22 protein-coding genes and 1 riboswitch are annotated in these 23,274 nt (G+C 69.6%); of the genes, 8 read left to right on the plus strand and 14 right to left on the minus strand.

Going from position 1 to position 23,274, the window contains the following annotated elements; all coding sequences use genetic code 11:
• On the minus strand, positions 1-914 hold a 914-nt coding region (locus tag C1J00_RS01020; protein ID WP_146046112.1), incomplete at its 3' end, for a sigma-70 family RNA polymerase sigma factor.
• A gap of 339 nt (positions 915-1,253) precedes the next feature.
• The gene (locus C1J00_RS01025) at positions 1,254-2,693 is read right to left on the minus strand and encodes a gamma-aminobutyraldehyde dehydrogenase (RefSeq protein ID WP_102907131.1); all 1,440 of its coding nucleotides are present in this window, start codon (positions 2,691-2,693) and stop codon (positions 1,254-1,256) included.
• Positions 2,694-2,857: 164 nt separating this feature from the next.
• Here C1J00_RS01025 and C1J00_RS01030 point away from each other — a divergent pair, with 164 nt between their 5' ends.
• From C1J00_RS01030 to C1J00_RS01060, 7 genes are all read left to right on the plus strand, one after another.
• Positions 2,858-3,397, plus strand: a complete 540-nt coding sequence (locus tag C1J00_RS01030; RefSeq protein ID WP_031138236.1) for an Lrp/AsnC family transcriptional regulator — start codon at positions 2,858-2,860, stop codon at positions 3,395-3,397.
• 19 nt (positions 3,398-3,416) lie between these two features.
• On the plus strand, positions 3,417-4,778 hold the full coding sequence (locus C1J00_RS01035) for an aspartate aminotransferase family protein (protein WP_102907132.1): 1,362 nt from the start codon (positions 3,417-3,419) through the stop codon (positions 4,776-4,778).
• A 206-nt stretch (positions 4,779-4,984) separates the two neighbouring features.
• Entirely contained in the window at positions 4,985-5,734 is a 750-nt protein-coding gene (locus C1J00_RS01040) for an ABC transporter ATP-binding protein (RefSeq protein ID WP_102907133.1), read from the plus strand.
• The gene (locus tag C1J00_RS01045; protein WP_102907134.1) at positions 5,716-7,446 is read left to right on the plus strand and encodes a hypothetical protein; all 1,731 of its coding nucleotides are present in this window, start codon (positions 5,716-5,718) and stop codon (positions 7,444-7,446) included. The genes C1J00_RS01040 and C1J00_RS01045 overlap by 19 nt, the downstream gene beginning before the upstream one ends.
• A gap of 108 nt (positions 7,447-7,554) precedes the next feature.
• Positions 7,555-7,962 carry a VOC family protein gene (locus C1J00_RS01050; RefSeq protein ID WP_102907135.1) on the plus strand — a complete coding sequence of 136 codons (408 nt, stop codon included), beginning with the start codon at positions 7,555-7,557 and terminating at the stop codon, positions 7,960-7,962.
• Between the two features lie 24 nt (positions 7,963-7,986).
• Positions 7,987-9,108 (plus strand): LOG family protein, encoded by a 1,122-nt coding sequence (locus tag C1J00_RS01055; RefSeq protein WP_102907136.1) that lies wholly within the window; start codon positions 7,987-7,989, stop codon positions 9,106-9,108.
• A 153-nt stretch (positions 9,109-9,261) separates the two neighbouring features.
• Positions 9,262-9,945: an LAETG motif-containing sortase-dependent surface protein gene (locus C1J00_RS01060; RefSeq protein ID WP_102907176.1), complete on the plus strand. Its 684-nt coding sequence runs from the start codon at positions 9,262-9,264 to the stop codon at positions 9,943-9,945.
• A 60-nt stretch (positions 9,946-10,005) separates the two neighbouring features.
• On the opposite strand, the gene C1J00_RS01065 is transcribed toward C1J00_RS01060, so the two are convergent.
• The 7 genes from C1J00_RS01065 to C1J00_RS01095 form a co-directional block, all read right to left on the minus strand.
• Positions 10,006-10,803, minus strand: coding sequence for a maleylpyruvate isomerase family mycothiol-dependent enzyme (locus C1J00_RS01065; RefSeq protein WP_102907137.1), 798 nt, complete (start codon positions 10,801-10,803; stop codon positions 10,006-10,008).
• Positions 10,804-10,991: 188 nt separating this feature from the next.
• Complete coding sequence (locus C1J00_RS01070) at positions 10,992-12,011, minus strand: ABC transporter ATP-binding protein (RefSeq protein ID WP_102907138.1); 1,020 nt, start codon at positions 12,009-12,011, stop codon at positions 10,992-10,994.
• Complete coding sequence (locus C1J00_RS01075; protein ID WP_102907177.1) at positions 12,011-13,612, minus strand: ABC transporter permease; 1,602 nt, start codon at positions 13,610-13,612, stop codon at positions 12,011-12,013. The genes C1J00_RS01070 and C1J00_RS01075 overlap by 1 nt, the downstream gene beginning before the upstream one ends.
• A gap of 38 nt (positions 13,613-13,650) precedes the next feature.
• Positions 13,651-14,736 carry a thiamine ABC transporter substrate-binding protein gene (locus tag C1J00_RS01080; RefSeq protein WP_102907139.1) on the minus strand — a complete coding sequence of 362 codons (1,086 nt, stop codon included), beginning with the start codon at positions 14,734-14,736 and terminating at the stop codon, positions 13,651-13,653.
• Positions 14,737-14,812: 76 nt separating this feature from the next.
• Positions 14,813-14,919: riboswitch (TPP riboswitch) on the minus strand.
• A gap of 24 nt (positions 14,920-14,943) precedes the next feature.
• Positions 14,944-16,050, minus strand: a complete 1,107-nt coding sequence (gene rlmN, locus C1J00_RS01085) for a dual-specificity RNA methyltransferase RlmN (protein WP_102907140.1) — start codon at positions 16,048-16,050, stop codon at positions 14,944-14,946.
• A 1,027-nt stretch (positions 16,051-17,077) separates the two neighbouring features.
• Complete coding sequence (locus C1J00_RS01090; RefSeq protein ID WP_146046113.1) at positions 17,078-17,317, minus strand: hypothetical protein; 240 nt, start codon at positions 17,315-17,317, stop codon at positions 17,078-17,080.
• A gap of 160 nt (positions 17,318-17,477) precedes the next feature.
• The gene (locus C1J00_RS01095) at positions 17,478-17,642 is read right to left on the minus strand and encodes a hypothetical protein (RefSeq protein WP_180989350.1); all 165 of its coding nucleotides are present in this window, start codon (positions 17,640-17,642) and stop codon (positions 17,478-17,480) included.
• A gap of 256 nt (positions 17,643-17,898) precedes the next feature.
• Here C1J00_RS01095 and C1J00_RS01100 point away from each other — a divergent pair, with 256 nt between their 5' ends.
• Complete coding sequence (locus tag C1J00_RS01100) at positions 17,899-18,744, plus strand: DUF3626 domain-containing protein (RefSeq protein ID WP_180989351.1); 846 nt, start codon at positions 17,899-17,901, stop codon at positions 18,742-18,744.
• A 245-nt stretch (positions 18,745-18,989) separates the two neighbouring features.
• Here C1J00_RS01100 and C1J00_RS01105 read toward each other — a convergent pair whose 3' ends face one another.
• The 5 genes from C1J00_RS01105 to tsf form a co-directional block, all read right to left on the minus strand.
• On the minus strand, positions 18,990-19,439 hold the full coding sequence (locus C1J00_RS01105) for an SRPBCC family protein (protein WP_102907142.1): 450 nt from the start codon (positions 19,437-19,439) through the stop codon (positions 18,990-18,992).
• Between the two features lie 116 nt (positions 19,440-19,555).
• Positions 19,556-20,683, minus strand: coding sequence for a phosphatidate cytidylyltransferase (locus C1J00_RS01110; RefSeq protein WP_102907143.1), 1,128 nt, complete (start codon positions 20,681-20,683; stop codon positions 19,556-19,558).
• Positions 20,683-21,240: a ribosome recycling factor gene (frr, locus tag C1J00_RS01115; RefSeq protein WP_031120910.1), complete on the minus strand. Its 558-nt coding sequence runs from the start codon at positions 21,238-21,240 to the stop codon at positions 20,683-20,685. Before frr ends, C1J00_RS01110 begins: the two co-directional genes overlap by 1 nt.
• A gap of 165 nt (positions 21,241-21,405) precedes the next feature.
• Entirely contained in the window at positions 21,406-22,161 is a 756-nt protein-coding gene (gene pyrH, locus C1J00_RS01120) for a UMP kinase (protein WP_102907144.1), read from the minus strand.
• Positions 22,162-22,345: 184 nt separating this feature from the next.
• The gene (gene tsf / locus C1J00_RS01125) at positions 22,346-23,182 is read right to left on the minus strand and encodes a translation elongation factor Ts (protein WP_031103424.1); all 837 of its coding nucleotides are present in this window, start codon (positions 23,180-23,182) and stop codon (positions 22,346-22,348) included.
• Between the last annotated feature and the right edge of the window lie 92 nt (positions 23,183-23,274).

Below are 23,274 nucleotides of genomic sequence, written 5' to 3' on the forward strand. Positions count from 1 at the left end.
ACCGCGGCCCGGGGCGGCGGGGCGTCCGGCGGCTGGGTGACGACGTAGGCGCCGCCCGCGACGATCGTGGCGCCCGCCGTCATCGCCACGGCCGGCTTGGTGAGCGCTCCGAGCAGCTTGGCGGACCAGCCGGCGGACGTGGCCGCCACCGCGGTCTTGCCGCCGAAGGCGAGCGACAGCGTGAAGCCGACGGGCAGCGGGACGAGGGCGATACCGACCAGGAGGCGTTCGGCCGGTACGACGGCCTCGCGGGTACCGCCGCAGTAGCCGCAGCCGCGGATGTGCCGGGCCAGCCGCTTGCGCCACACCGAGTCGGGCCGGCCGTCCCAGCGGCCGGTCACCTCGCGCAGGCCGGGGCAGGCGCCGTCCAGGGCCCGGACGATGCCGCGCGAGGTCTCCAGGCGTTCCTTCATCCGCTGGACGCGCACGGCGGCGTGCTGCCGGGTGACGCCGACCGCGGCGGCCAGTTCGCGCCGGGTCAGTTCGCCCGCGACCTCGAGCCACCACAGCGACAGCAGCTGCCGGTCCTCGCCGTCCAGCCAGCGCACCGCCTCGGCGACCTCCCGCCGCTGTCCTTCCAGCTGGAGCCGCAGCACGGTCAGCTCGGCGAAGTCGGAGGCCGCCGCCTCCTCCAGCCGGTCCGGGGTCTTCCGCCGGGCCCGGTCGCGGATCTGCCGCATGGCGATCGCCACCAGCCAGGACCGGAAGCTGTCCGGGTCGCGCAGCGAGCCGAGGTTGCCGACCGCGCGCAGCATGGTCTCCTGCACGACGTCGTCGACGTCGGCGTGGCCGTTCAGGGCCCGGCCCACGATGTTGTAGACCAGGGGCAGCCACCCCGCGACCAGCTCGTCCAGCGCCCGCCGGTCGCCGTCCTGCGCCGCCGTGACGACGGCGCGCCAGTGCTCACTGTCCACGGGGCCCCTCGCCGGCTGGGATCGGTGCTTTTCCGCACGCACCCTCTCAGGCGGCACGGGGGTCTTGGCTATGTGCGGGATCACATGCGGGGAGACGCCGTGAAGGTTTCCGGGATAACAGTTTTTCTCAACCGCTGAGCACCGGGGTGGCCACCGGCGCGGACAGCGCCTCCAGCCGCTTGATCCGCTGCCGTACGACGTACAGCGGGATCACCCCGAACACCCCGAAGGCCATGTCGATCACCGACCACCAGAAGGGGACTATGGGTTCCGCAGGCAGCGGAACGGCCCCGGGAGAGGCGGAGTGCCGCCCGGGGCCGTGAGATCAAAACCGCGTGGTTACGCGTCCAGCGACGTCATCACGTGCTTGATCCGCGTGTAGTCGTCGAAGCCGTACCCCGAGAGGTCCTTGCCGTAGCCGGACTTCTTGAAGCCGCCGTGCGGCATCTCGGCGACCAGCGGGATGTGGGTGTTGATCCACACGCAGCCGAAGTCGAGCTTCTTGGACATCCGCATGGCGCGGCCGTGGTCCTTGGTCCACACGGAGGAGGCCAGCGCGTACTCGACGCCGTTGGCCCACTCCACGGCCTGCGCCTCGTCGGAGAAGGACTGCACGGTGATGACCGGGCCGAAGACCTCCTTCTGGATGATCTCGTCGGTCTGCTTCAGGCCCGAGACGACGGTCGGCGCGTAGAAGTAGCCCTTGTCGCCGACCCGCTTGCCGCCGGCCTCCACGCGCGCGTGCGCGGGCAGCCGGTCGATGAAGCCCTCGACCTGCTTGAGCTGGTTGGGGTTGTTGAGCGGGCCGAACAGCACGTCCTCGTCGTCCGGCTGCCCGGTCTTCGTCTCGGAGGCGGCCTTGGCCAGCGCGGAGACGAACTCGTCGTGGATGGACTCGTGGACGAGCACGCGGGTGGCGGCCGTGCAGTCCTGGCCGGCGTTGAAGTAGCCCGCAACCGAGATGTCCTCGACGGCCTTGGCGATGTCGGTGTCCTCGAAGACCACGACCGGGGCCTTGCCGCCCAGCTCCAGGTGGACCCGCTTGACGTCCTTGGAGGCGGACTCGGCGACCTGGATGCCGGCGCGGACGGAGCCGGTGATGGAGGCCATCGCCGGGGTCTCGTGCTCGACCATCAGGCGACCGGTGTCGCGGTCGCCGCAGATGACGTTGAAGACGCCCTTGGGGACGATCGAGCCGATGATCTCGGCCATGAGGACCGTCGAGGCCGGGGTGGTGTCGGACGGCTTCAGCACGACGGTGTTGCCCGCCGCGATCGCCGGGGCGAACTTCCACACGGCCATCATCATCGGGTAGTTCCAGGGCGCGACCTGCGCGCAGACGCCGACCGGCTCGCGGCGCACGATGGAGGTCAGGCCCTCCATGTACTCACCGGCCGAGCGGCCCTCCAGCATCCGCGCCGCGCCCGCGAAGAAGCGGATCTGGTCGACCATCGGCGGGATCTCCTCGGAGCGGGTCAGCCCGATGGGCTTGCCCGTGTTCTCCACCTCGGCCGCGATCAGCTCCTCGGCGCGCTCCTCGAAGGCGTCCGCGATCTTCAGCAGGGCTTTCTGGCGCTCGGCGGGCGTGGTGTCGCGCCAGCCGGGGAAGGCCTCGGCGGCCGCCGCCATCGCGGCGTCCACGTCCGCCTGCCCGGACAGCGGAGCGGTCGCGTACGCCTCGCCCGTCGCGGGATTGACCACCTCGGTGGTCCGTCCGTCGGCGGCGTCCCGGAACTCACCGCCGATGTAGTTGCGCAGACGACGCAGCTCGGTGCTCACTGCCGGCCCTCCAGTTCGGATGTCCAGTACTTGAGACACCCACCCTAGTCGGCAGACCCACGTTTTCAACACCCCCGCTCCCTTCGATCGTGCGGAATTCGCAGGAGTCGAGGGCTCAAACAACGGATTTCATCGATCGAGGCTTGCGGAAGTGTCGAGACCTCGTGCACAGTGACCTCGTGGCCAGTCGAAGCGCAGACCAGAAGGGCTCGCGGGAGTCCCGCGAGCCCTCCCGCGAGTCCAGGAACGGCAGCTCGCCCCAGCTGGACGCCGTCTCCCTCGCCATCATCGAGCAGCTCCAGGAGGACGGCCGCCGGCCGTACGCCGCCATCGGCAAGGCCGTGGGCCTGTCGGAGGCGGCCGTGCGCCAGCGCGTCCAGAAGCTGCTCGACCAGGGCGTGATGCAGATCGTCGCCGTCACGGACCCGCTCACCGTGGGCTTCCGCAGACAGGCCATGGTCGGCGTCAACGTGGAGGGCGACGTGGAGTCGGTCGCGGACGCGCTGTCGGCCATGTCCGAATGCGAGTACGTGGTGATGACCGCAGGCTCCTTCGACCTGATGGTGGAGATCGTCTGCGAGGACGACGACCACCTCCTGGAGGTCATCAACAAACGCATACGGGCGGTGCCCGGAGTGCGCTCCACCGAGAGCTTCGTCTACCTCAAGCTCAAGAAGCAGACCTACATGTGGGGAACCCGATGATCGTGAGGACCCGATAGCCGTGAGCAAGGACCTCTCCCAGACCGCGTACGACCACCTGTGGATGCACTTCACGCGCATGTCGTCGTACGAGAAGGCCCCCGTCCCCACCATCGTCCGGGGCGAGGGCACCTACATCTACGACGACAAGGGCAAGCGCTACCTGGACGGCCTCGCCGGCCTCTTCGTGGTGCAGGCCGGGCACGGCCGGGTCGAGCTCGCCGAGACCGCCTTCAAGCAGGCGCAGGAGCTGGCGTTCTTCCCGGTGTGGTCCTACGCCCACCCCAAGGCCGTCGAACTGGCCGAGCGCCTCGCCCACCACGCCCCGGGCGACCTGAACAAGGTCTTCTTCACCACCGGCGGCGGTGAGGCGGTGGAGACCGCATGGAAGCTCGCCAAGCAGTACTTCAAGCTGGTCGGCAAGCCCACCAAGCACAAGGTCATCTCCCGTGCGGTCGCCTACCACGGCACCCCGCAGGGCGCGCTGTCCATCACCGGCCTGCCGGCCCTGAAGGCCCCCTTCGAGCCGCTGGTCCCGGGCGCCCACAAGGTCCCGAACACCAACATCTACCGCGCCCCGATCCACGGCGACGACCCCGAGGCCTACGGCCGCTGGGCCGCCGACCAGATCGAGCAGCAGATCCTCTTCGAGGGCCCGGACACCGTCGCCGCGGTCTTCCTTGAGCCGGTGCAGAACGCGGGCGGCTGCTTCCCGCCCCCGCCCGGCTACTTCCAGCGGGTCCGCGAGATCTGCGACCGGCACGACGTACTGCTCGTCTCGGACGAGGTCATCTGCGCCTTCGGCCGCCTGGGCACGTACTTCGCCTGCGACAAGTTCGACTACGTGCCGGACATGATCACCTGCGCCAAGGGCATGACCTCGGGCTACTCCCCGATCGGCGCCTGCATCATCTCCGACCGCCTCGCCGAGCCGTTCTATAAGGAGGACAACGTCTTCCTGCACGGCTACACCTTCGGCGGCCACCCGGTCTCCGCCGCCGTGGGCCTGGCCAACCTCGACCTGTTCGAGCGCGAGAACCTCAACCAGCACGTCCTGGACAACGAGGGCAACTTCCGCGCCACCCTGGAGAAGCTCCACGACCTGCCGATCGTCGGCGACGTCCGCGGCAACGGCTTCTTCTACGGCATCGAGCTGGTGAAGGACAAGGCCACCAAGGAGTCCTTCAACGACGAGGAGACCGAGCGCGTCCTGTACGGCTTCCTCTCCAAGGCGCTGTACGACAACGGTCTGTACTGCCGCGCCGACGACCGCGGCGACCCGGTCGTCCAGCTCGCCCCGCCGCTGATCTCCGACCAGTCGACGTTCGACGAGATCGAGCAGATCCTGCGCGCCACCCTCTCCGAGGCGTGGACCAGGCTCTGACCCGCGTCGCTCCGATCGTCTGCCTGGATGATCAACACCGGCCCCGGTGCCGCCCGTCCGAGTGAGAAACGGCGGCCCGGGGCCGCGTGCTGTCCGGCCTCCCGCCGCCTTCTGCCTAGCGTGCCCAGTGACCGATCGGCCCTGCCTTCGTTCCCCCGCACGGGGGACGGCACGGGAACTACGGATCTGAACCGAGGTGTACGCGCATGGAGGCCCAACCGGACGACGACGTGCTCTGGGCACGCGCCCTGCACTTCCAGCACGACGACGGCTCGCCCGCGCTCTGCGGCGTCTCGCTCGGCGTGCGCGAGGGCGAGATCCTCGCCATCGGCGGACCGCGCGGCAGCGGCAAGACGACCCTGCTGCGGTGCCTGTCCGGCCTGGTGCCCGTCCGGCGCGGCGAGGTCTGGTTCAACAGCGTGCCCGTGCACACCATGGGCCCCCTCACCCGCGAGCGGCTGCGCCGCGACCGCTTCGGCTGGATCGACCCGGCCCCCTCCCTGGTACCGGAGCTCAACGCCTGGGAGAACACCGCCCTGCCGCTGATGCTGCGCGGCACCAGCAGGCGCCGCGCCAAGACCGCGGCCCTGGAGTGGCTGGAGCGCCTGGACATCGGCGACAGCGCCCGCAAACGGCCGCACCAGCTGGTGCAGGCCGAGCGCCAGCGGGTCTGCATCGCCCGCGCCCTCGCCCCCGCGCCGTCAGTGCTGTTCGCCGACGAACCCACGGCGCCCCTGCACCGCGCCGACCGGGCCCATGTGCTGCGTACGCTCACCACGGCGGCCCGCTCCCACCGCATCACCGTCGTCCTGGCCACCCACGACGCCGAGACGGCGGCCCTCGCCGACCGCACGGTGTCCCTGCTCGACGGGCGGCGCGTGCAGACGGTCCACCTGCCGCCGGTCGCCGAGACCAGCAAGCCGGAAGGCCGGGCCGCGTGCTCGCTCTCCGTCTGACCCGCGGCGCCCATCCCGCCGTCCAGCTGCGCCGCCTCCTGGTCACGGCGGCCTCCGCGGGCACGGGCTTCCTGCTGCTCTGCGCCCTGGGCTACGCTCTGGGCCACCCGGGCTCCCCCGGCTCCGCCGCGCTGCGGCTGGCCTGGTGCGCGGCCCCGCTGGCCGCCACGGTGTACTTCGCGGTCGCGGTGGCCCGTACCGACCCAGGAACCAAGCCCCGCTCCGGCCTCTCGGCCATCGGCCTCGGTCCGGTCCGCATGATGGCCGTCTCGGCGACGACGACGGCCCTGTCCTGCACCCTGGGCGCGATGCTGGCCCTGCTCGTCTTCCTGCACCTGCGGGGCGACCTGACGGGCATGCCCTTCGACGGCGCCGCCGCCGAGTCCCTCGCCGCGGGCCGGCCCCTGCCGCTGCCGGGCGCCCTGACCCTGCTGGCGTTCGTGCCCGTCGGCGCGTCGGTCGCGGTGGCACTGGCCCTGCGCCCACACGAGGCGGCGCCGGCCGCGCCCCGGGCGGCCCGGACGTACGGCCACTTCGGCGCCCACCGGCGCACCAGCACCCGCGAGACCTTCGGGGCGTACGGCCGGTTCGGCCGGCAGATCATTCGGCCCACGGACGGCCGTGGCACCGAGCCCGCCACGAAGAGCGGCCCGCCGGCGGCCCGGAACGGCGGGTCGGCCGCGGCGGCGGCCGCAGGCCCCGGCGGGACGGTGAGCGCGGTCGCGGACCCCGCTCGACCGTCCGCGGTCGACCCGTCCGCGGTGGGCTCGGGCGGCGTGGGCCCGGGCGCGGTGGACCTGGGCTCCGTGGCCCCGTCCTCGGTGGACCCGCGAGCCGTGGGCCCAGGCGCCGTGGGCCCAGACGCGGTGGACCTGCGAGCCGTGGGCCCGGTCGTGGACGTCACTCCGCCCGCCGCCCCCCACCACCCGGGCGCACCGGAAGCGGCGGGCGCGAGGGGCCCGGCCGGCGATCCCGTCCATCGGCTCAGCGCGCACGCGGCGGCGCCGGACGCGGCCGGGGCCATCAGCCCCGCCGGGGCCCTGGCACAGCACCCGGGCCCCGAGGCGCCCGACACTCCCGATGAGGCCTCCGACGCGGCCCTGCCGGACACCATCGCCGCTCCCTCCGGTCTCCCCTGGGGCATCACCGTGCTGGCCGCGGGCCTCGCCGTGGTGAGCTACACGGGCCGTACCAGTCCGACACCCCCCGACCTCTCCTTCTCCGGCGCCTCCCCGGGCGTGCTGGCGGGCTGGGCGCTGGCCGCCGTCGGCCTGGCCCTGGCCGGTCCGGGCCTGACCCATCTGTGCGGACGGTTGCTCCAGTCGGCCCGCCCCGGCGCCCTGCGGCTCCTGGCCGGCCGCATCCTCATGGCGGAAGCCGTCCGCATCGGGCGCCCCCTGGGCGTCGTCTGCGCGGTGCTGTCCGCCGCCTGGGCCATGGCACTGCTGCACGCCCCGGACGGGCTCTCGCTCGGCCCGCTCACCACCCTCGGCGTGCTGCTCGTGACCGGCTGCACCACGGCGACGCTCCTCACGGCGGCCGTCGAGGCCAGGCAGGCCCACGCCGGCACCACCGCCGCGCTGACGCGGCTCGGCGCCACCGCCACGACACTGCGCAGCGCCGCCGCCCTCCGCACGGGCGCGCTGCTCGCCGTGTTCGGTCCGCTCACCCTGACGGTCGCCGAACTGGCGGCGCTCCCCCTGGCGCGCTGAGTCCCGCGGCCGCAAGAAGACTCGTACGAAAAAATCCGGCGATGAGTTCCGGCGGGGCGCCCGGTCTATACCCGCGTAACGACACGCACTTGATGGGAGAGACCTCGCATGTACCAGCAGATGATCTTCGTGAACCTGTGCACCGGCGACCTCGGCGCCTCCAAGAAGTTCTTCACGGAGCTCGGCTTCACGATCAACGAGCAGTTCAGCGACGACACCACCGCCTCGGTCGTGATCAGCGAGACCATCGTGGTGATGGTGCACACCAAGGAGAAGTACGCGCAGTTCACCAAGAAGGACATCGTGGACTCGACGAAGACCAGCGAGGTGCTGCTCGCGCTGAGCGCCGAGAGCCGCGAGAAGGTCGACGAGCTGGTCGAGAAGGCGGTCGCGGCGGGCGGTTCGGTCTCCGGCGAGACCCAGGACCACGGCTTCATGTACGGCCGCGCCTTCGACGACCTGGACGGCCACACCTTCGAGGTCGTGTGGATGGACCCGGCGGCCGTCCAGGGCTGACGGCGGCTGTGCCAGCATGGGCGCGTGCAGACGATGCCCGCCCATGCGGCCCACCACGACGACCGTGAGATCGAGACCCTCGAGGAGTTCGACGCGACCGTCTCGGCGCGCGGCACCCTCGCCGGATACCGCGTCCAGGCCGTCGATCTGACGGACCGTACCCGCGAGCTGCTCACCACGGACACGGCGGACGCGGTCTTCCTCGGCTGCGCGATGCGCGAGGACGCGGCCGCGAAGGTCCGCAGCGACGGCGCCCTGGTCTTCCCTCCGGTCCCGGGCCTGCCGTTCGACCCGTACCGCGGCCTGGTCTACTCGCCGGACGAACTCTTCGCGTCGCTGGCCGACGGCTACGAGGCCACGCCCGACGCCCTCGCCTACGCCTGGTTCCAGCGCACGAAGGCGGACCGCGACATCCACGCGTCGATGCTGCGCTCGATCCACGACGACTCCGTCTCGGACGCGCTCGACGAACTCCTGTCCGGCGCCCGGGTCGTGGGCGTCATGGGTGGCCACGCGATGGCCCGCGGAACCGAGGAGTACGCGGGCGCGGCGCGCCTCGGCCGGGAGCTGGCCCGCGCCGGCTTCACGATCGCCACCGGCGGCGGCCCAGGCGCGATGGAGGCGGCGAACCTCGGCGCGTACGCCGCCCCCTTCGGCGACGAGATGCTCAGCGAGTCACTCGAACTCCTCGGCAAGGCACCGCACTTCACCCCGTCGATCACCCAGTGGGCCGCGGCCGCCTTCGAGGTGCGCACCCGCTGGCCGCAGGGCGGCCGTTCGGTCGGCATCCCGACCTGGTTCTACGGCCACGAGCCGCCGAACGCCTTCGCCTCCCACATCGCCAAGTACTTCGCCAACGCCACCCGCGAGGACGGCCTGCTGGCCCGGTCCGACGCGGGTGTGGTGTTCCTGCCGGGCGCCGCCGGGACCGTACAGGAGATCTTCGACAACGCGACGCCCAACTACTACCAATCGCGCGGCGAGCCGACGCCCATGGTGCTGGTGAACCGCGTGCACTGGACGGAGAAGCTGCCCGCGTGGCCGCTGCTCCGGTCGCTGGCCCAGGGCCGCTCGATGGAGGCGCGCATCGCGCTGGTGGACCGGATCGAGGAGGCGCCGGAGGCGTTGAAACGTCTCGGCGGTTAATAAGAAGGCAAAGCAAGTGCTTGCAACCTGCATATGCGTTGACACTACTTATGCAGCGCTTATAGACCTGTGAGCCTCCGGTAGTGCTGATGTCCTGTCAACACTGCCTCCACCCCCCGCTTGAGCAATCCTGTAAGGACAAACGTGGCAGCTCTGTCCGTATCCCGCCGCGCACGTGCCGTGCGCGTCCTCGGTGTCGTCTCCGCCTCGGCCGCGCTCGCGCTCGGTACCGCCGGCAACGCGCTCGCCTGCGACATCAGCGAGTTCTCCGCCGAGGCGAAGTGCGATGGCGACAAGGGCGTCATCACCGTCACCGACGTCGACCCCGCCGGCATCGCGGCGACGGTCACCGTGTACCTGGAGAACAACGGTGCCGACGTCAAGAAGGTCGGCGAGCAGGAGGTGAAGGGCTCGCGCGAGGGCACCACCATCACCTTCGCCGAGAACTGGAAGCCGAACGCCGAGTACCGCATCCACGTCAAGGCCGCCGGGTACGTCGACGAGGACATCAAGCCGAACCTCGTCACCCCGGCCACGGCCTGCAAGAAGGAAGAGGAGGAGCCTCCGGCTTCGACTCCCCCGGCGACGCCGACCCCGTCGGCGTCCCCCTCCAAGCCGGCCGAGAAGAGCGAGAACCCCGCTCCGGAGCCGTCGGAGAGCCAGAGCACCTCGCCGGCGGGCAACGTGCCCGCCCCTGCCGGTGACTCCAACCTCGCCGAGACCGGTGCCGACTCCAACACCGGGATCATCGCCGGCATCGCGGCGGCCCTGGTCGCCGTCGGTGGCGGTGCGGTGTTCTTCGGCATGCGCCGTCGCGGGGCGAGCAGCGACAGCTGACGCCCGCGGCACACACCGTGACGTGGCCCGCCCCCGGCCGGGGGCGGGCCACGTCCTGTCTCAGCCGAAGGTGGCCCGCTCCAGCCAGAACTCCAGCAACTCCCGCTCGCCCAGGACCTCCAGCTCCTTCGTGTCCAGCGGCAGCCGGCGGTAGAACGCGAGCAGCACGAAGGTGAGCGGCCCGCGCAGGGCGACCGTGGCCTTCTCGTGGCCCCGGCGCCAGCGGACACCGTCCTCGGTGAGCTCGACGACCCATTCGGCGTTCAGGTCCGGTCCGGTGTCGGTGGCGTGCAGATGGATGCTGCGGCCCGGGCCGACCAGTTCCCCCACCACGTCCTGCGGCTCCGTCCGCTGCACGTACTCCACGATCTGGAGCCATTCGTCGATCGCGTCGGCGGCGACCTCGGGCGCGACCTCGTAGGGCAGCCCGGCGGCCAGTGCGGCGTCGGCGCGGTGCACGGTGATCTCGTGCGTCATCCTGCGGGCCCAGAACCCCGAGCTCTGTATCCCGGCCCAGCCCCACACCTTCGCGTCCGGTCCGGCCTCCCGCAGCGTGGCGACGATCTGCTCGCCCGTCTCCGCCAGCCAGGCGTCCAGTGCGGCGGCGTCACCGGCGGCCTGCGGACCGGCCCCGCCCGGCACCCGCTCCTCGGGCACCTCCTCCACGGCCCGGGTCCGCACCATCAGCTCCGCCCAGCGCAGGGCGGCGCCCGTGTGCCGGACGAGTTCCTCCAGCGACCAGTCCGGGCAGGTCGGCACCGTGCCGGACAGATCTGCCCCCGAGGTCACCACCTGCCGCAACAGGACGATCTGGTGGGCGATTTCGTCGCAGTAGCGGTCGTGCGCGAGTGGCGTCATGCCTCGCACCCTAGTGCTGCGACCGGAAAGGTTCACCGGCTTGCGACGCCCGGCACGGCACCTCGCCGCGTTGTCGCATCACCCGAGTACATCCAGTACGCGGGCGATGCTCCGCCTTGCGATGCACCGCACCGGACGCCACAAGCTTTCCGGCAAACCTTTCCGGTCACAGCACTAGGCGGGGACGGTCAGTTGAGCACCACGATTTCGGCGGCGTCGAAATCCACGCCGACCTCGTCCCCGACCTCCGGTGCCGCCCGCAGCGCGCAGGCCGCCTCCAGGCGTGGGGCGTCCTCGGGCTGGAGGTGCACGGCGACATGAGTGCCCCGGAAGGTACGCGCGGCCACCGTGCAGCGCAGGCCCGAGTCGGCGGGCACCAGGTGCACTCCTGCGGGCCGCACCAGCAGGGTCCGCGTGCCCTGCGGAGCACCCTCCGGCACCGGCACCTTGCCCCAGGGCGTGTCCGCGGCCTGCGCCCCGACCGTCGCCTCGACCACGTTCTCGAACCCGAGGAAGCGGGCGACGAACGCGTCGGCGGGCCGCTGCCACACCTGAAGGGGCGAACCCGACTGGGCGATCCGCCCGTCCCGCATCACCACGACCCGGTCGGCCAGCGCGAAGGCCTCCCCCTGGTCGTGCGTCACGGCGAGCACGGTCGTGCCCAACCGGCCGAACAGTTCCCTCAGTTCGACGACCAGCCGCTCCCGCAGCGACCGGTCGAGCTGCCCCAGCGGCTCGTCCAGCATCAGCAGCCGCGGACTCGGCGCGAGGGCCCTGGCCAGGGCGACGCGCTGCTGCTCTCCGCCGGACAGTGCGGCGACGGCCCGGCGGCCCGCGCCCGGCAGCCCCACGAGGTCCAGCAACTCCTTGACGCGGTCGGCCTGTTGCCGCTTCGACTCGCCGTGCATCCGCAGCCCGAAGGCCACGTTCGCGCCCACGTCCCGCTGCGGGAACAACTGGTGGTCCTGGAACATCAGCCCGACGCCCCGCTTGTGCGCGGGCACGCCCGCCTGGTCGCGACCGTCGAGCACCACCCGCCCGGAGTCGAGGGGTTGCAGCCCTGCCACCGCCCGCAGCAGGGTCGACTTGCCGCTGCCGCTAGGGCCGAGCACGCACACGATCTCGTGCTCGGCGATCTCCAGATCGACGGCGTCCAGCACCGCCCGCTCACCGAAACGAACCGTCGCCCCCCGCAGAGCCAGCAGCATCAGAACTCCCCCGTCCGGTCCGTGCGAAGCCTCTCCAGTACCAGCAGGGCCACCGCGCACACCATCATCAGAATCGTCGAAAGGGCCATCGCCTGGCCGTAGTTGAGGTCACCGGGGCGTCCGAGCAGCCGGGCCACGGCCACCGGCAGCGTCGGCCGGTCGGGCCGTGCGATGAACACCGTCGCGCCGAACTCCCCGAGGGACACGGCGAAGGCGAATCCGGCCGCGATCAGCAGCGCCCGCCGCACGATCGGCAGGTCCACCTCCCGCCACACCCGCCAGGGCGAGGCCCCCAGCACGGAGGCCGCCTCCCGCAGCCGGACGTCCACCGCTCTCAGCACGGGCAGCATCGTCCGTACGACGAACGGCACGCCGACCAGGGCCTGCGCGAGCGGCACCAGGATCCAGGAGGACCTGAGGTCCAGCGGCGGCTCGTCGAGGGAGATCAGGAACCCGAAGCCGACGGTCACCGCCGACACCCCGAGCGGCAGCATCAGCAGCGCGTCGAAGCCGCGCACGAACCGCCCGGCGTCCCGGCGGGTGAGCGCGACCGCGGCGAGAGAGCCGATCACCACGGCGATGATCGTGGCGGCGACGGCGTACGACAGGGAGTTGCCGATCGCCTCGATCGGCGGGACCAGGAAGAATCCGCCGTCCTCGCTGGTCAGCGCCCGGTAGTAGCCGAAGCCCGGGGCGCCAAGGGACCGCTGCACCAGCACGGCGAGCGGCAGCACGAGCAGCACGGCGACGGTGACGAGCACCCCGCCCAGCAGCGCCCGCTGTCCCGCGCCGCGCGGCCGGCGCGCCGTCACGGACGCGTCCACCAGCCGCAGTGCGGTCTCCCGCCGCCGCACGGTCCAGGCGTGCAGGGCGAGGATGGCGCCCACCGCGACGAACTGGATGAGGGTCAGCACGGCCGCCGTCGACAGGTCGAAGATCTCCGACGTCTGCCGGTAGATCTCCACCTCCAGGGTGGAGAAGGTGGGTCCGCCGAGGATCTGCACGACACCGAAGGAGGTGAAGGTGAACAGGAAGACCATGAGCGCGGCAGCGGCGACGGCCGGGGCGAGGGCAGGGAGAGTCACCTGCCGCCAGGCCCTCAGCGGAGACGCCCCGAGCATCCGCGCGGCCTCCTCCTGCCGCGGGTCCAGCTGCGCCCAGAGCCCGCCGACCGTCCGGACGACGACCGCGTAGTTGAAGAAGACGTGCGCGAGCAGGATCGCCCACACGGTGGTGTCCAGCCGTACGCCCCACAGCTCGTCGAGCAGCCCGCCCCGCCCGACCAGCGCCAGGAACGCCGTACCGACGACGACCGTCGGCAGCACGAAGGGCACGGTCACGACCGCCCGCAGGACCTGCTTGCCCGGGAAGTGGAAACGCGCGAAGACGTACGCGCCGGGGAGCGCGACGATCAGCGTGAGCGCGGTGGAGACGAACGCCTGCCAGGTGGTGAACCACAGCACGTGCCGGACGTCGGACTGCGCCAGTACCTCCCCGATCCGCCCCAGGTGCCAGGTCCCGTCGGCCTTCAGGCCACGCGCGACGATCGCGGCGACGGGGTAGGCGAAGAAGACCGCGAAGAACGCGACGGGCACGGTCAGCAGGCCGGACCGAGCCGCCGCGCTCCGCCTCCGGGCGGCTACTTCAGTACGAGTGAGGTCCACGACTTGACCCACTGGTCACGGTGGTCGGCGATCTTCGCCGGGTCCATGGTCTCCGGGTCCTTCGCCTGCGGCCCGTACTTCACGAACTCCGGCGGCACCTGGACGCCCTCGCGCACCGGGTACACGAACATGTTCATCGGCATGTCCTCCTGGAACCTCTTGCCGACGAGGAAGTCGAGGAGAGCCTTGCCGCCCTTGGTGTTCTTGGCGTTGCTGAGCAGCCCGGCGTACTCGACCTGCCGGAAGCAGGTGCCCTCGGCGACCCCGGTCGGCGCCGTGCCGGGCCTGGGGTCGGCGAAGACGACCTCGGCGGGCGGCGAGGAGGCGTACGACACGACGAGCGGCCGGTCGCCCTTGGCCTTCTTGCCGCCGGCCGAGCCGGAGAACTCCTCGTTGTAGGCCTGCTCCCAGCCGTCGACGACCTTCACGCCGTTGGCCTTGAGCTTCGTCCAGTAGCCCTCCCAGCCGGAGTCGCCGTACTTCGCGGCGGTGCCGAGCAGGAAGCCGAGGCCGGGCGAGGAAGCGGAGGCGTTCTCGGTCACGAGCAGGTTCTTGTACTGCGGCTTCACCAGGTCGTCGAAGCTCTTCGGCGGCTCCAGCTCGTGGTCGGCGAAGTACTTCTTGTCGTAGTTGACGCAGATGTCGCCGGTGTCGACGGGCGTGACACGGTGCTTGTCCTGGTCGACCCGGTACTCCGCCTTGATCCGGTCCGACCCCTTCGCCTCGTACGACTGGAAGAGGCCGTTGTCGAGGGCGCGGGACAGCAGGGTGTTGTCGACGCCGAAGAGGACGTCGCCCTGCGGGTTGTCCTTGGTCAGGATGGCCTTGTTCACGGCCTGCCCGGCGTCGCCGTCCTTGAGGACCCTGACCTTGTAGCCGGACTGCTTCTCGAAGGCCGCCATGACGTCCTTGGACGCGGCCCACGAGTCGTGGCTGACGAGCGTCACGGTCTTGGAGTCGCCGGACCCCTGGCCGCCGTCGGACGACCCGCACGCGGCGAGCGTGCCGGACACGCCGAGCGCGACGGCCGCCGCCGCCAGCCGCTTGATGTTGTTGCCCACTGGATTCCTCCTGGAGTGACCAGGAGAAGACGCGGCCCCGCCCGGGACCTCCGGGGTCCCGGGCAGGGCGCAACAGCTCGAGTGATGACCGATCTCCCTACCCAGAATGACCTGGGCCAGGTTCGGAGGGTCTGCGGCCGTGTGCCGCACTCTCAGCGCTGTGGCGCTCCCCTGTCGGAATATGCAGATGTTCTTACGGCGGTCAGACTACCGTTCGGTGGCCGCGAGCTGACCACACGCCCCGTCGATCTCCTGACCACGGGTGTCCCGGATCGTCACCGGCACACCATGGGCGGCGATCGCCTCCACGAACGCCTTCTCGTCCTCGGGCCGGGAGGCGGTCCACTTGGAGCCGGGCGTCGGGTTCAGCGGAATCAGGTTCACGTGCACGGGCTTGCCCTTGAGCAGCCGCCCGAGCCGGTCACCCCGCCAGGCCTGGTCGTTGATGTCCCGGATCAGCGCGTACTCGATGGACAGCCGCCGCCCCGACCTGGCGCTGTACTCGAAACCGGAGTCCAGCACCTCCCGGACCTTCCAGCGCGTGTTCACCGGCACGAGCGTGTCGCGCAGCTCGTCGTCGGGGGCGTGCAGCGAGATGGCGAGGCGGCACTTGAAGCCCTCGTCGGAGAACCGGTGGATGGCCGGGACGAGCCCGACCGTCGAGACGGTGATACCGCGCTGCGAGAGCCCCAGCCCGTCGGGCTCGGGGTCGGTGAGCCGCCGGATGGATCCGACGACCCGGTTGTAGTTGGCGAGCGGCTCACCCATGCCCATGAAGACGATGTTGCTGAGCCGCGCGGGACCGCCGGGAACCTCTCCGTCCCGCAGGGCCCGCATCCCGTCCACGATCTGATGGACGATCTCGGCGGTGGACAGATTCCGGTCGAGACCCGCCTGCCCGGTCGCACAGAACGGGCAGTTCATCCCGCACCCGGCCTGGGAGCTGATGCACATGGTCACCCGGTCCGGGTAGCGCATCAGCACGGACTCGACGAGCGTCCCGTCGAACAGCCGCCACAGCGTCTTGCGGGTGGTGCCCTGGTCGGTCGACAGATGCCGCACGACGGTCATCAGCTCGGGCAGCAGCGCCTCCTGCAGCCGCCCCCGGGCACCGGCCGGAATATCGGTCCACTGCTCCGGATCATGCGCGTACCGCGCGAAGTAGTGCTGCGAGAGCTGCTTGGCACGAAACGGCTTCTCCCCGACAGCGGCAACGGCCTCCTTGCGCTCGGCAGGAGTGAGATCGGCAAGATGCCGCGGCGGCTTCTTGGCTCCGCGGGGGGCGACGAATGTGAGTTCTCCGGGTGCAGGCATAACTCTCCCAGTGTGGCAGATCAACTGCCACAGCCCAGGCCGGAGCGGGGTGGGGGTGGTCACCCGTGGGTGCCGACTGTCAGCGTTGGTCGGCTTCGGACGGCCCAGGGACGGCCCAGCCAGCGCCGCAGACCTTACAGTTTAAATTAACGCAATTCTAGAATGCTATGCAATTCTTGCAACTTATTGGCACAGTCACGCATTCCGATATAATTCACGGAGGCATGCTCCGACCCCCTTTCCAGTTCGGCAATAGCTTGATGGTCTGATCCCAGAATGTACCGGGCGATCGCAAGGATCCTTGTCACATGGGGTGAAATCTCCCTGTGGTAAGAGTTGACGCGATCGCTCGTATACTCCATAAGCCTCGCCGAGCGTTCTTGGAATGGGGCATTGGAGTGCCAGTGCATGTACGGATCGTTTCGCTCCCATACTGCACAGAACGAAATGCCTCGCCGAGCGTTCTTGGAATGGGGCATTGGAGTGCCAGTGCATGTACGGATCGTTTCGCTCCCATACTGCACAGAACGAAAGAAGGAGTTCCCTTGCGGCGGTGATGTCTGCGAGCAGGAGTCCCACTTGGTCGGCTGCGGCTGTCGCGTCCCTTACTGCGCTTGCTTCCGCGTGCCGCTTCCACACTGCCAGCACCTCTGGTGGATACGCGTCAGGCTCACTATCGATGATCTTCGCGCATGTCTTACACAGCCAGATGCCATTCTGAATTGATTTCCGCTCGGCCGATGTCATGGCTGCGTTATATCTCGGGCCATTAGGGCTCGCGGCATAGATGTGAGCTGCATCGCCCAAGTTGAGAAAATCCTCTGCATCCTGCCATGCCGGACGGGTAGTTAGGCGTCGACATGTCAAGTTACTACAGCGGTAACCGGCCCGGGCCGCCAATGAGGACTTCGTCTTTGCAGTGAAATTATCGCGATTCGTCCCAGCCATCTCTTGATCGTAGCGACTCACGGAGGTCGGCGGAGTCTTAATGGTCGAGTAAAGGGCCTCTGATGGGCCGCTGGTGCTGTCAGGCGTCGGTCTCGGCGGCCTCTTCGAGCAGGTCCATGGCGTGGTTGTGGAAGCGGCGCTCGGCGTCCCGGCATGGGGCGGTGAAGAAGGCTCGTTGGGCTTCAGCAAGATCGCAGTTCAGCAGGCCCATGGTCACGAATACGGCTTCCACTCCGTGGCACCCGTTGTCCTTGAGGAACTGCTGGAGTGCGTCCGTGTCGCCGGTGGCCTCCCAGACGGGCCGGGCGGTTTCCTGCATGGCAGTGATGCGTGCTGTTCGTTCTGCGTCGAAGCCCACTGGACCCACCTTCCTGGTTTGGCCCGCAGGCTACCGCCGGGTGGGCGGGCCCGCCGCCATGCGCGGATGCGCCATCTTCGCGTCCTGTTCAGTCGGCGCCATGCAGCCGAGGGTACCCAGCTCAGACGACATGCAGCCTGTTGGCCAGGTCCGCCAGACTGCGGCTCGGCCGGCCTCGCTGGTTCCGGTCCCAGGTGAGCACCAGCTCGCGGGCGAGGTAGTGGCTCCGTACCTGCTCGGGCGCCCAGCTCTCCGCTTCGAGGATCTTCGCCAGTGCGTCGTCCATGCGGTTATGAGCGCTGAGGGCTCGGGCCACTTCGAGATTGTGCCGGGTCCGGCGCTCGGTCGGCAGGCAGGCACGTCGGCCACCAGCGGGAGACGGCGGTATTGCGGTCGGCAAGAGCCCCGGTCCGAGACGCCGAGCTTTCCGTCGAACAGCCATGGGGTTATGCCTGATGCTGAGACCCATGAACTTCGGGCAAGGCAGCCGTGTCTCACAAACTGACGTGCGTTGAGCAGTGCCGTCCGTGCACACTCCACGCATGGGTGCTGACATCGTCGTTTCGCTGCAGGAAAAGGCTCTGCAACATGTCGCGGCTTCATGTGGAGGAGAGCCGCTCGCTGGGGACCTCCGGGTGACGATGCACTTTCATCCCGATCGTCCCGCAGGAGATCGTCTCGTCCTGGCGCAAATGGCGGAAGACGGCGTTTACCGGTCACAGTTCATGACAGGCACGAGCAACGGTGGTGTAACCGCTCATCCTGGTGGAGACCGGTGGCGCTGGGAGAGCCGTATCTTCGGCGGTGCGTACGACGAGGCCCCGGCTGACCAACGTCCCGTATACGGTGCGCTGAACTACCGCCGTGATCCGGTCGGTGGTGCACCGCGGTTCGGCTCTTCGTACTTCAGACTCAACACCGAGACCCTGAGACGCACCACGTTCTGCTACCCGGACAGTTCCACCGAGCCTGCCGACTTCGGCAAAGCCGACCGTTGCTCGCTTATCGAACTGGCGGAGGCGGGCGAGTCGGACGTCCTGGACTGTCACATTGAGGCACAGATCCACGGACTGGTCAGGTTCGACTGTGACGTCGAGGCGCTGGTGCTGGACCCCAGCTATCGCGGCACAGAGGTTGAATTCGCAGCTCATCACCTCCCGTGCCCAATCGAATGGCATCCGGGTTTCAGGCTCAGCGTGGCTGAACTACGGCGTCACTCAAGCTACCGGGGACAGGAATACGTTGACCTGGGTGCTGAGATCGCCGTTGATGACGTGCTGAACCCCAAGGTGATCGGGGATGCAGCCGGAACTGGCCGTTACGGCCTTCAGGACCTCAAGAAGGTCTGGCACTGTCTGGCGCGCTTCGGAGTGCGCACCGCCTGCTGAGTAGCAACGCCCCTTCGGGGCCGGACCGGCTGGCTGCCAAGGAATTACGACTCGGACTGCGGCCCGGGCTCCTGATAGGGCGTGACTCGGTAGCTCCGAGGGCAGCGAGGTAGCCGGCCCAGCGCGGGCAGCATCCGGTCGGGAAGCCACACTCAGGCCACCGTTGGGTGCACGATTCCTTCGGCAGCCTTCAGCCGTGCTCGGTCAGCCCGACGGTGATGCCCTCAGAGCCACTGCGGTGGCATCTACCCGCCCGTCTCCTCCAGCCGGTCCTTGAGGAGCTGCTCGTTGCGCGGGAGTTCCTTGCGGACCTGGGGGCGTGCCACGAGGGGGACCAGGACCTTGCCCATGCCGTGGCCCTCGAAGTCGATGGCGATGGTGACGTGGGAGCGCCGGCCCTCGTCGTACGGTTCGACCTCTCCGTGCACCTGCGCCCGGACGGGGCCGTCGACGCCGCGCATGCCCCAGCTGTGCGGAGGGTCGTACTCGGTGACCTCCATGGTCATCGGCATGACACGACGGCCGATGTGCCGGGTCACCCGGACCTGGGTGCCGACGCCGACGGGCCCCTCGTCGAGGCGCTCCGCGGAGACGGCGCTCAGCTGCCACTCCGGCATGCGCTGAGGGTCCATGACGTACTGGTAGACCTCCTCCGGACGGCGGTCGACATCGATGCTCTCTCGGATGATGGCCATGATGGCCTCCTTTGGGAGGTACATCTGAATCGTCCCACTTCAGGCCCCCGGGCGTCTCCCCGGGACGACAGCGAGCCCCTGCCCATCGGGGCAGGGGCTCGTCGACGAGGGTCGCCTCAGCCCGACCCGACGAACACCACGAACAGCAGCCACACCACCGGAGCCGTGGGCAGCAGCGAGTCGAGCCGGTCCATGATGCCGCCGTGGCCCGGCAGCAGCGTGCCCATGTCCTTGATACCGAGATCCCGCTTGATCATGGACTCGCCGAGGTCGCCGAGCGTGGCGGTGACCGCGACCGCGAGGCCCAGCACCAGTCCCTGCCACCAGGCACCGTCGTCGATGAGGAACTGCATGCACAGGGCCCCCGCGACCATGGCGAAGGAGATCGCGCCGAGCAGGCCCTCGCGGGTCTTGCCGGGGCTGATGCGCGGGGCGAGCTTGTGCCGGCCGAACCGCCAGCCGACGGCGTAGGCCCCGGTGTCGCTGACGACCGTGAGCAGCAGGAAGGTGAGCACCCGCCGCGGTCCGTCGTCCGCGGTCAGCATCATCGCGACGAAGGTCGCCAGGAACGGCACGTAGAACGCCGCGAAGACGCCCGCGGTGACGTCCCTCAGATAGTTCTCGGGCGGTTCGGTCATGCGCCAGACCAGGACGGCCAGTGCCGTGAGCGCCATCGCCACCCACGCGCCCTCGGCGCCCCGGACGTACCCGGCGACGACCATCGCGGCCCCGCCGAGCGCGAGCGGCACGAGCGGTGCCCGGATGCCCTTGCGCTCCTCCAGCCGCTTGGTCAGCTCCCAGAGGCCGACCACGACGGCGACCGCGACGACACCGACGAAGACTGCCTTGACGACGAACAGCGACGCGACGATCACCGCACCGAGCCCGACACCGACCCCTATCGCGGCGCTCAGGTCGCGACCCGCGCTCTTCTTCGGCGGCTTGGGCGCCGGCTGCGAGGCGTCGGGCATGGGCTCCGCATTCGTGTCGTTTCGGACCGGGGTGCCGCTCAGCCGAGCAGCTCCCCGGTCGTCATCCTGGTTTCCGCCGAAGTCGGTCACGTCGGGCACGATGGGCATGGGGCGAGTCTGAGGCGCTTCATACGCATCGTATGCGGGACCCGCCGGGCCGGCCCCTTGGACGTGCCCGGGGCCGGGTCCCTGGATGTGCCCGTGACCATGCCCTTGGTCAGTGGGTCCCCAGTACCCGGCCTGTGGCGGCGCCCCCCAGGAAGAGTCGTTCATCAGACCTCGAGCAGCTCCGCTTCCTTGTGCTTCAGGAGCTCGTCCACCTGCGCGACGTACTTCGCGGTGGTGTCGTCGAGCTCCTTCTCCGCACGGCGGCCCTCGTCCTCGCCGACCTCGCCGTCCTTGATCAGCTTGTCGATGGCGTCCTTGGCCTTGCGGCGCACTGAGCGGATGGAGACCTTGGCGTCCTCACCCTTGCTCTTGGCGACCTTGATGTACTCGCGGCGGCGCTCCTCGGTGAGCTCGGGGAACACCACCCGGATGATGTTGCCGTCGTTGCTCGGGTTGACGCCCAGGTCGGAGTCGCGGATCGCCTGCTCGATGTTGCGCAGCGCGCTCTTGTCGAAGGGGGTCACCACGGCCATACGCGGCTCGGGCACGGAGAACGAGGCCAGCTGGTTGATCGGCGTCGGCGCGCCGTAGTAGTCGGCCACGATCTTGTTGAACATCGCCGGGTGCGCACGGCCGGTGCGGATCGCGGCGAAGTCCTCCTTGGCGACCACGACGGCCTTCTCCATCTTCTCCTCGGCCTCGAGGAGGGTCTCTTCGATCACCACTTGCTCCTGCGTGTCTTGAGTAGGCCCGGCTGCGGTTCCATGTGGGGCGGCGGCCGGCTGCGTCGCGTCTTCTTCTGAACGGTTCCCGACCGGCGGGACATTGTCCATCCCCCCGGCCCGGCTCCGTCCCGTCCGTCCCCCGGACGGGGTGGTTCTCGGGTCTCAGTCCCGGCTGCCGGGGTCCCCCACCAGCGTGCCGATCTTCTCACCCTTGACGGCGCGGGCGATGTTGCCCTCCGCCAGCAGCTCGAAGACGACGATCGGGAGCTTGTTGTCGCGGCACAGCGTCACGGCCGTGGCGTCGGCGACCTTCAGATCGCGCGTGATGACCTCGCCGTAGCCGAGGTGGTCGAACTTCACCGCGTCCGGGTTGGTCTTCGGGTCGGAGTCGTAGACCCCGTCCACGCCGTTCTTGCCCATCAGCAGCGCCTCGGCGTCGATCTCCAGGGCGCGCTGGGCGGCGGTGGTGTCGGTGGAGAAGTACGGCATGCCCATCCCGGCGCCGAAGATCACCACACGGCTCTTCTCCAGGTGCCGTACGGCGCGCAGCGGGATGTACGGCTCGGCGACCTGGCCCATGGTGATGGCGGTCTGCACGCGGCAGTCCACGCCCTCCTTCTCGAGGAAGTCCTGGAGGGCGAGGCAGTTCATGACGGTGCCGAGCATGCCCATGTAGTCGGAGCGGGCCCGGTCCATGCCGCGCTGCTGGAGTTCGGCGCCGCGGAAGAAGTTGCCGCCGCCGATGACGATCGCGATCTCCGCACCGTCGCGCACGACGGCCGCGATCTCGCGGGCGATCTTGTGCACCACGTCGGGGTCGACGCCAAGGCCGCCGCCGCCGGAGAAGGCCTCTCCGGACAGCTTCAGCAGAAACCGGCCGCGCACTTTGCCGTCGTCGCTCTTCTGGGCCTTGGTCATGGGGGATCCCGCCTCTTTCACGTGTTGCACATACCAAGAAGGCCATTGCCGGTGGGGCGTGTTTCGCATCCCATACGGCAATGGCCTCCTTGTCAGATCTGCTGTCGTCCGCCACCCATGCGACGGCGTACGCGGACGACTGCTGTCGACCTTATCGGGGTCGGGCGTCGAGCGCGGTACGGACTCAGATGCCGACCTTGATGCGCGTGAAGCGCTTCAGGGTGACACCGGCCTCGTCCAGGACCTTCTGGACGGACTTCTTGTTGTCGAGCGCGTACGGCTGGCCGAGCAGCGTGGCGTCCTTGAAGAAGCCGTTGAGGCGACCCTCGACGATCTTCGGCAGGGCGGCCTCGGGCTTGCCCTCGGCGCGGGTGGTCTCCTCGGCGACGCGGCGCTCGGACTCGACGACCTCGGCCGGCACGTCCTCCTTGGAGAGGTACTTCGGCGCGAAGGCGGCGATGTGCTGGGCGACGCCCTTGGCGATCTCCGCGTTCGGCTTGTCCAGCTCGACGAGGACACCGATCTGCGGGGGCAGGTCGGGCATCGTGCGGTGCATGTACGCCGTCACGAAGCCGTCGGCGTACTGCGCGAAGCGGTCCAGGACGATCTTCTCGCCCAGGTTGGCGTTGGCCTCGTCGACGAACGCCTGGACGGTCTTGCCGGCCTCGATCTCGGAGGCGAGCAGGGCCTCCAGGTCGGCCGGGGAGGTCTTGGCGACGTGCTCGGCGATGGTCTTGGCCACGGCCTGGAACTTGTCACCCTTGGCGACGAAGTCCGTCTCGCACTTCAGCTCGACGAGGACACCGGAGGAGTTGTCGTCGGCGATGATCGAGACGACGGCACCGTTCTCGGCGGAACGGCCCTCGCGCTTGGCGACGCCCTTCTGGCCCTTGATGCGGAGCGCCTCGACGGCCTTCTCGACGTTGCCCTCGGCCTCGTCCAGCGCCTTCTTGCAGTCCATCATGCCGGCGCCCGTGAGCTCACGGAGCTTCTTGACGTCGGCGGCGGTGTAGTTCGCCATGAGTCTGTGAATCTCTCTCGAAGTCTGGAAGATCGAAGATCTCTGCGGATCCTGCGGATGCGCCCTCCATGGAGCCGGAGGGCGCTGTCCTT

The sequence above is a fragment of the Streptomyces cahuitamycinicus genome (assembly GCF_002891435.1).
Lineage (GTDB): Bacteria > Actinomycetota > Actinomycetes > Streptomycetales > Streptomycetaceae > Streptomyces > Streptomyces cahuitamycinicus.

Excerpts from the sequence above, each read along its gene's own strand:
- C1J00_RS01040 (WP_102907133.1), top strand. The coding sequence starts at position 4,985 with ATGGAGGCCCAACCGGACGACGACGTGCTCTGGGCACGCGCCCTGCAC.
- C1J00_RS01050 (WP_102907135.1), top strand. The coding sequence starts at position 7,555 with ATGTACCAGCAGATGATCTTCGTGAACCTGTGCACCGGCGACCTCGGC.
- C1J00_RS01065 (WP_102907137.1), bottom strand. The coding sequence starts at position 10,803 with ATGACGCCACTCGCGCACGACCGCTACTGCGACGAAATCGCCCACCAG.
- C1J00_RS01070 (WP_102907138.1), bottom strand. The coding sequence starts at position 12,011 with ATGCTGCTGGCTCTGCGGGGGGCGACGGTTCGTTTCGGTGAGCGGGCG.
- rlmN (WP_102907140.1), bottom strand. The coding sequence starts at position 16,050 with ATGCCTGCACCCGGAGAACTCACATTCGTCGCCCCCCGCGGAGCCAAG.
- C1J00_RS01090 (WP_146046113.1), bottom strand. The coding sequence starts at position 17,317 with ATGCAGGAAACCGCCCGGCCCGTCTGGGAGGCCACCGGCGACACGGAC.
- C1J00_RS01095 (WP_180989350.1), bottom strand. The coding sequence starts at position 17,642 with ATGGACGACGCACTGGCGAAGATCCTCGAAGCGGAGAGCTGGGCGCCC.
- C1J00_RS01100 (WP_180989351.1), top strand. The coding sequence starts at position 17,899 with ATGGGTGCTGACATCGTCGTTTCGCTGCAGGAAAAGGCTCTGCAACAT.
- C1J00_RS01105 (WP_102907142.1), bottom strand. The coding sequence starts at position 19,439 with ATGGCCATCATCCGAGAGAGCATCGATGTCGACCGCCGTCCGGAGGAG.
- C1J00_RS01110 (WP_102907143.1), bottom strand. The coding sequence starts at position 20,683 with ATGAACGACTCTTCCTGGGGGGCGCCGCCACAGGCCGGGTACTGGGGA.
- pyrH (WP_102907144.1), bottom strand. The coding sequence starts at position 22,161 with ATGACCAAGGCCCAGAAGAGCGACGACGGCAAAGTGCGCGGCCGGTTT.
- tsf (WP_031103424.1), bottom strand. The coding sequence starts at position 23,182 with ATGGCGAACTACACCGCCGCCGACGTCAAGAAGCTCCGTGAGCTCACG.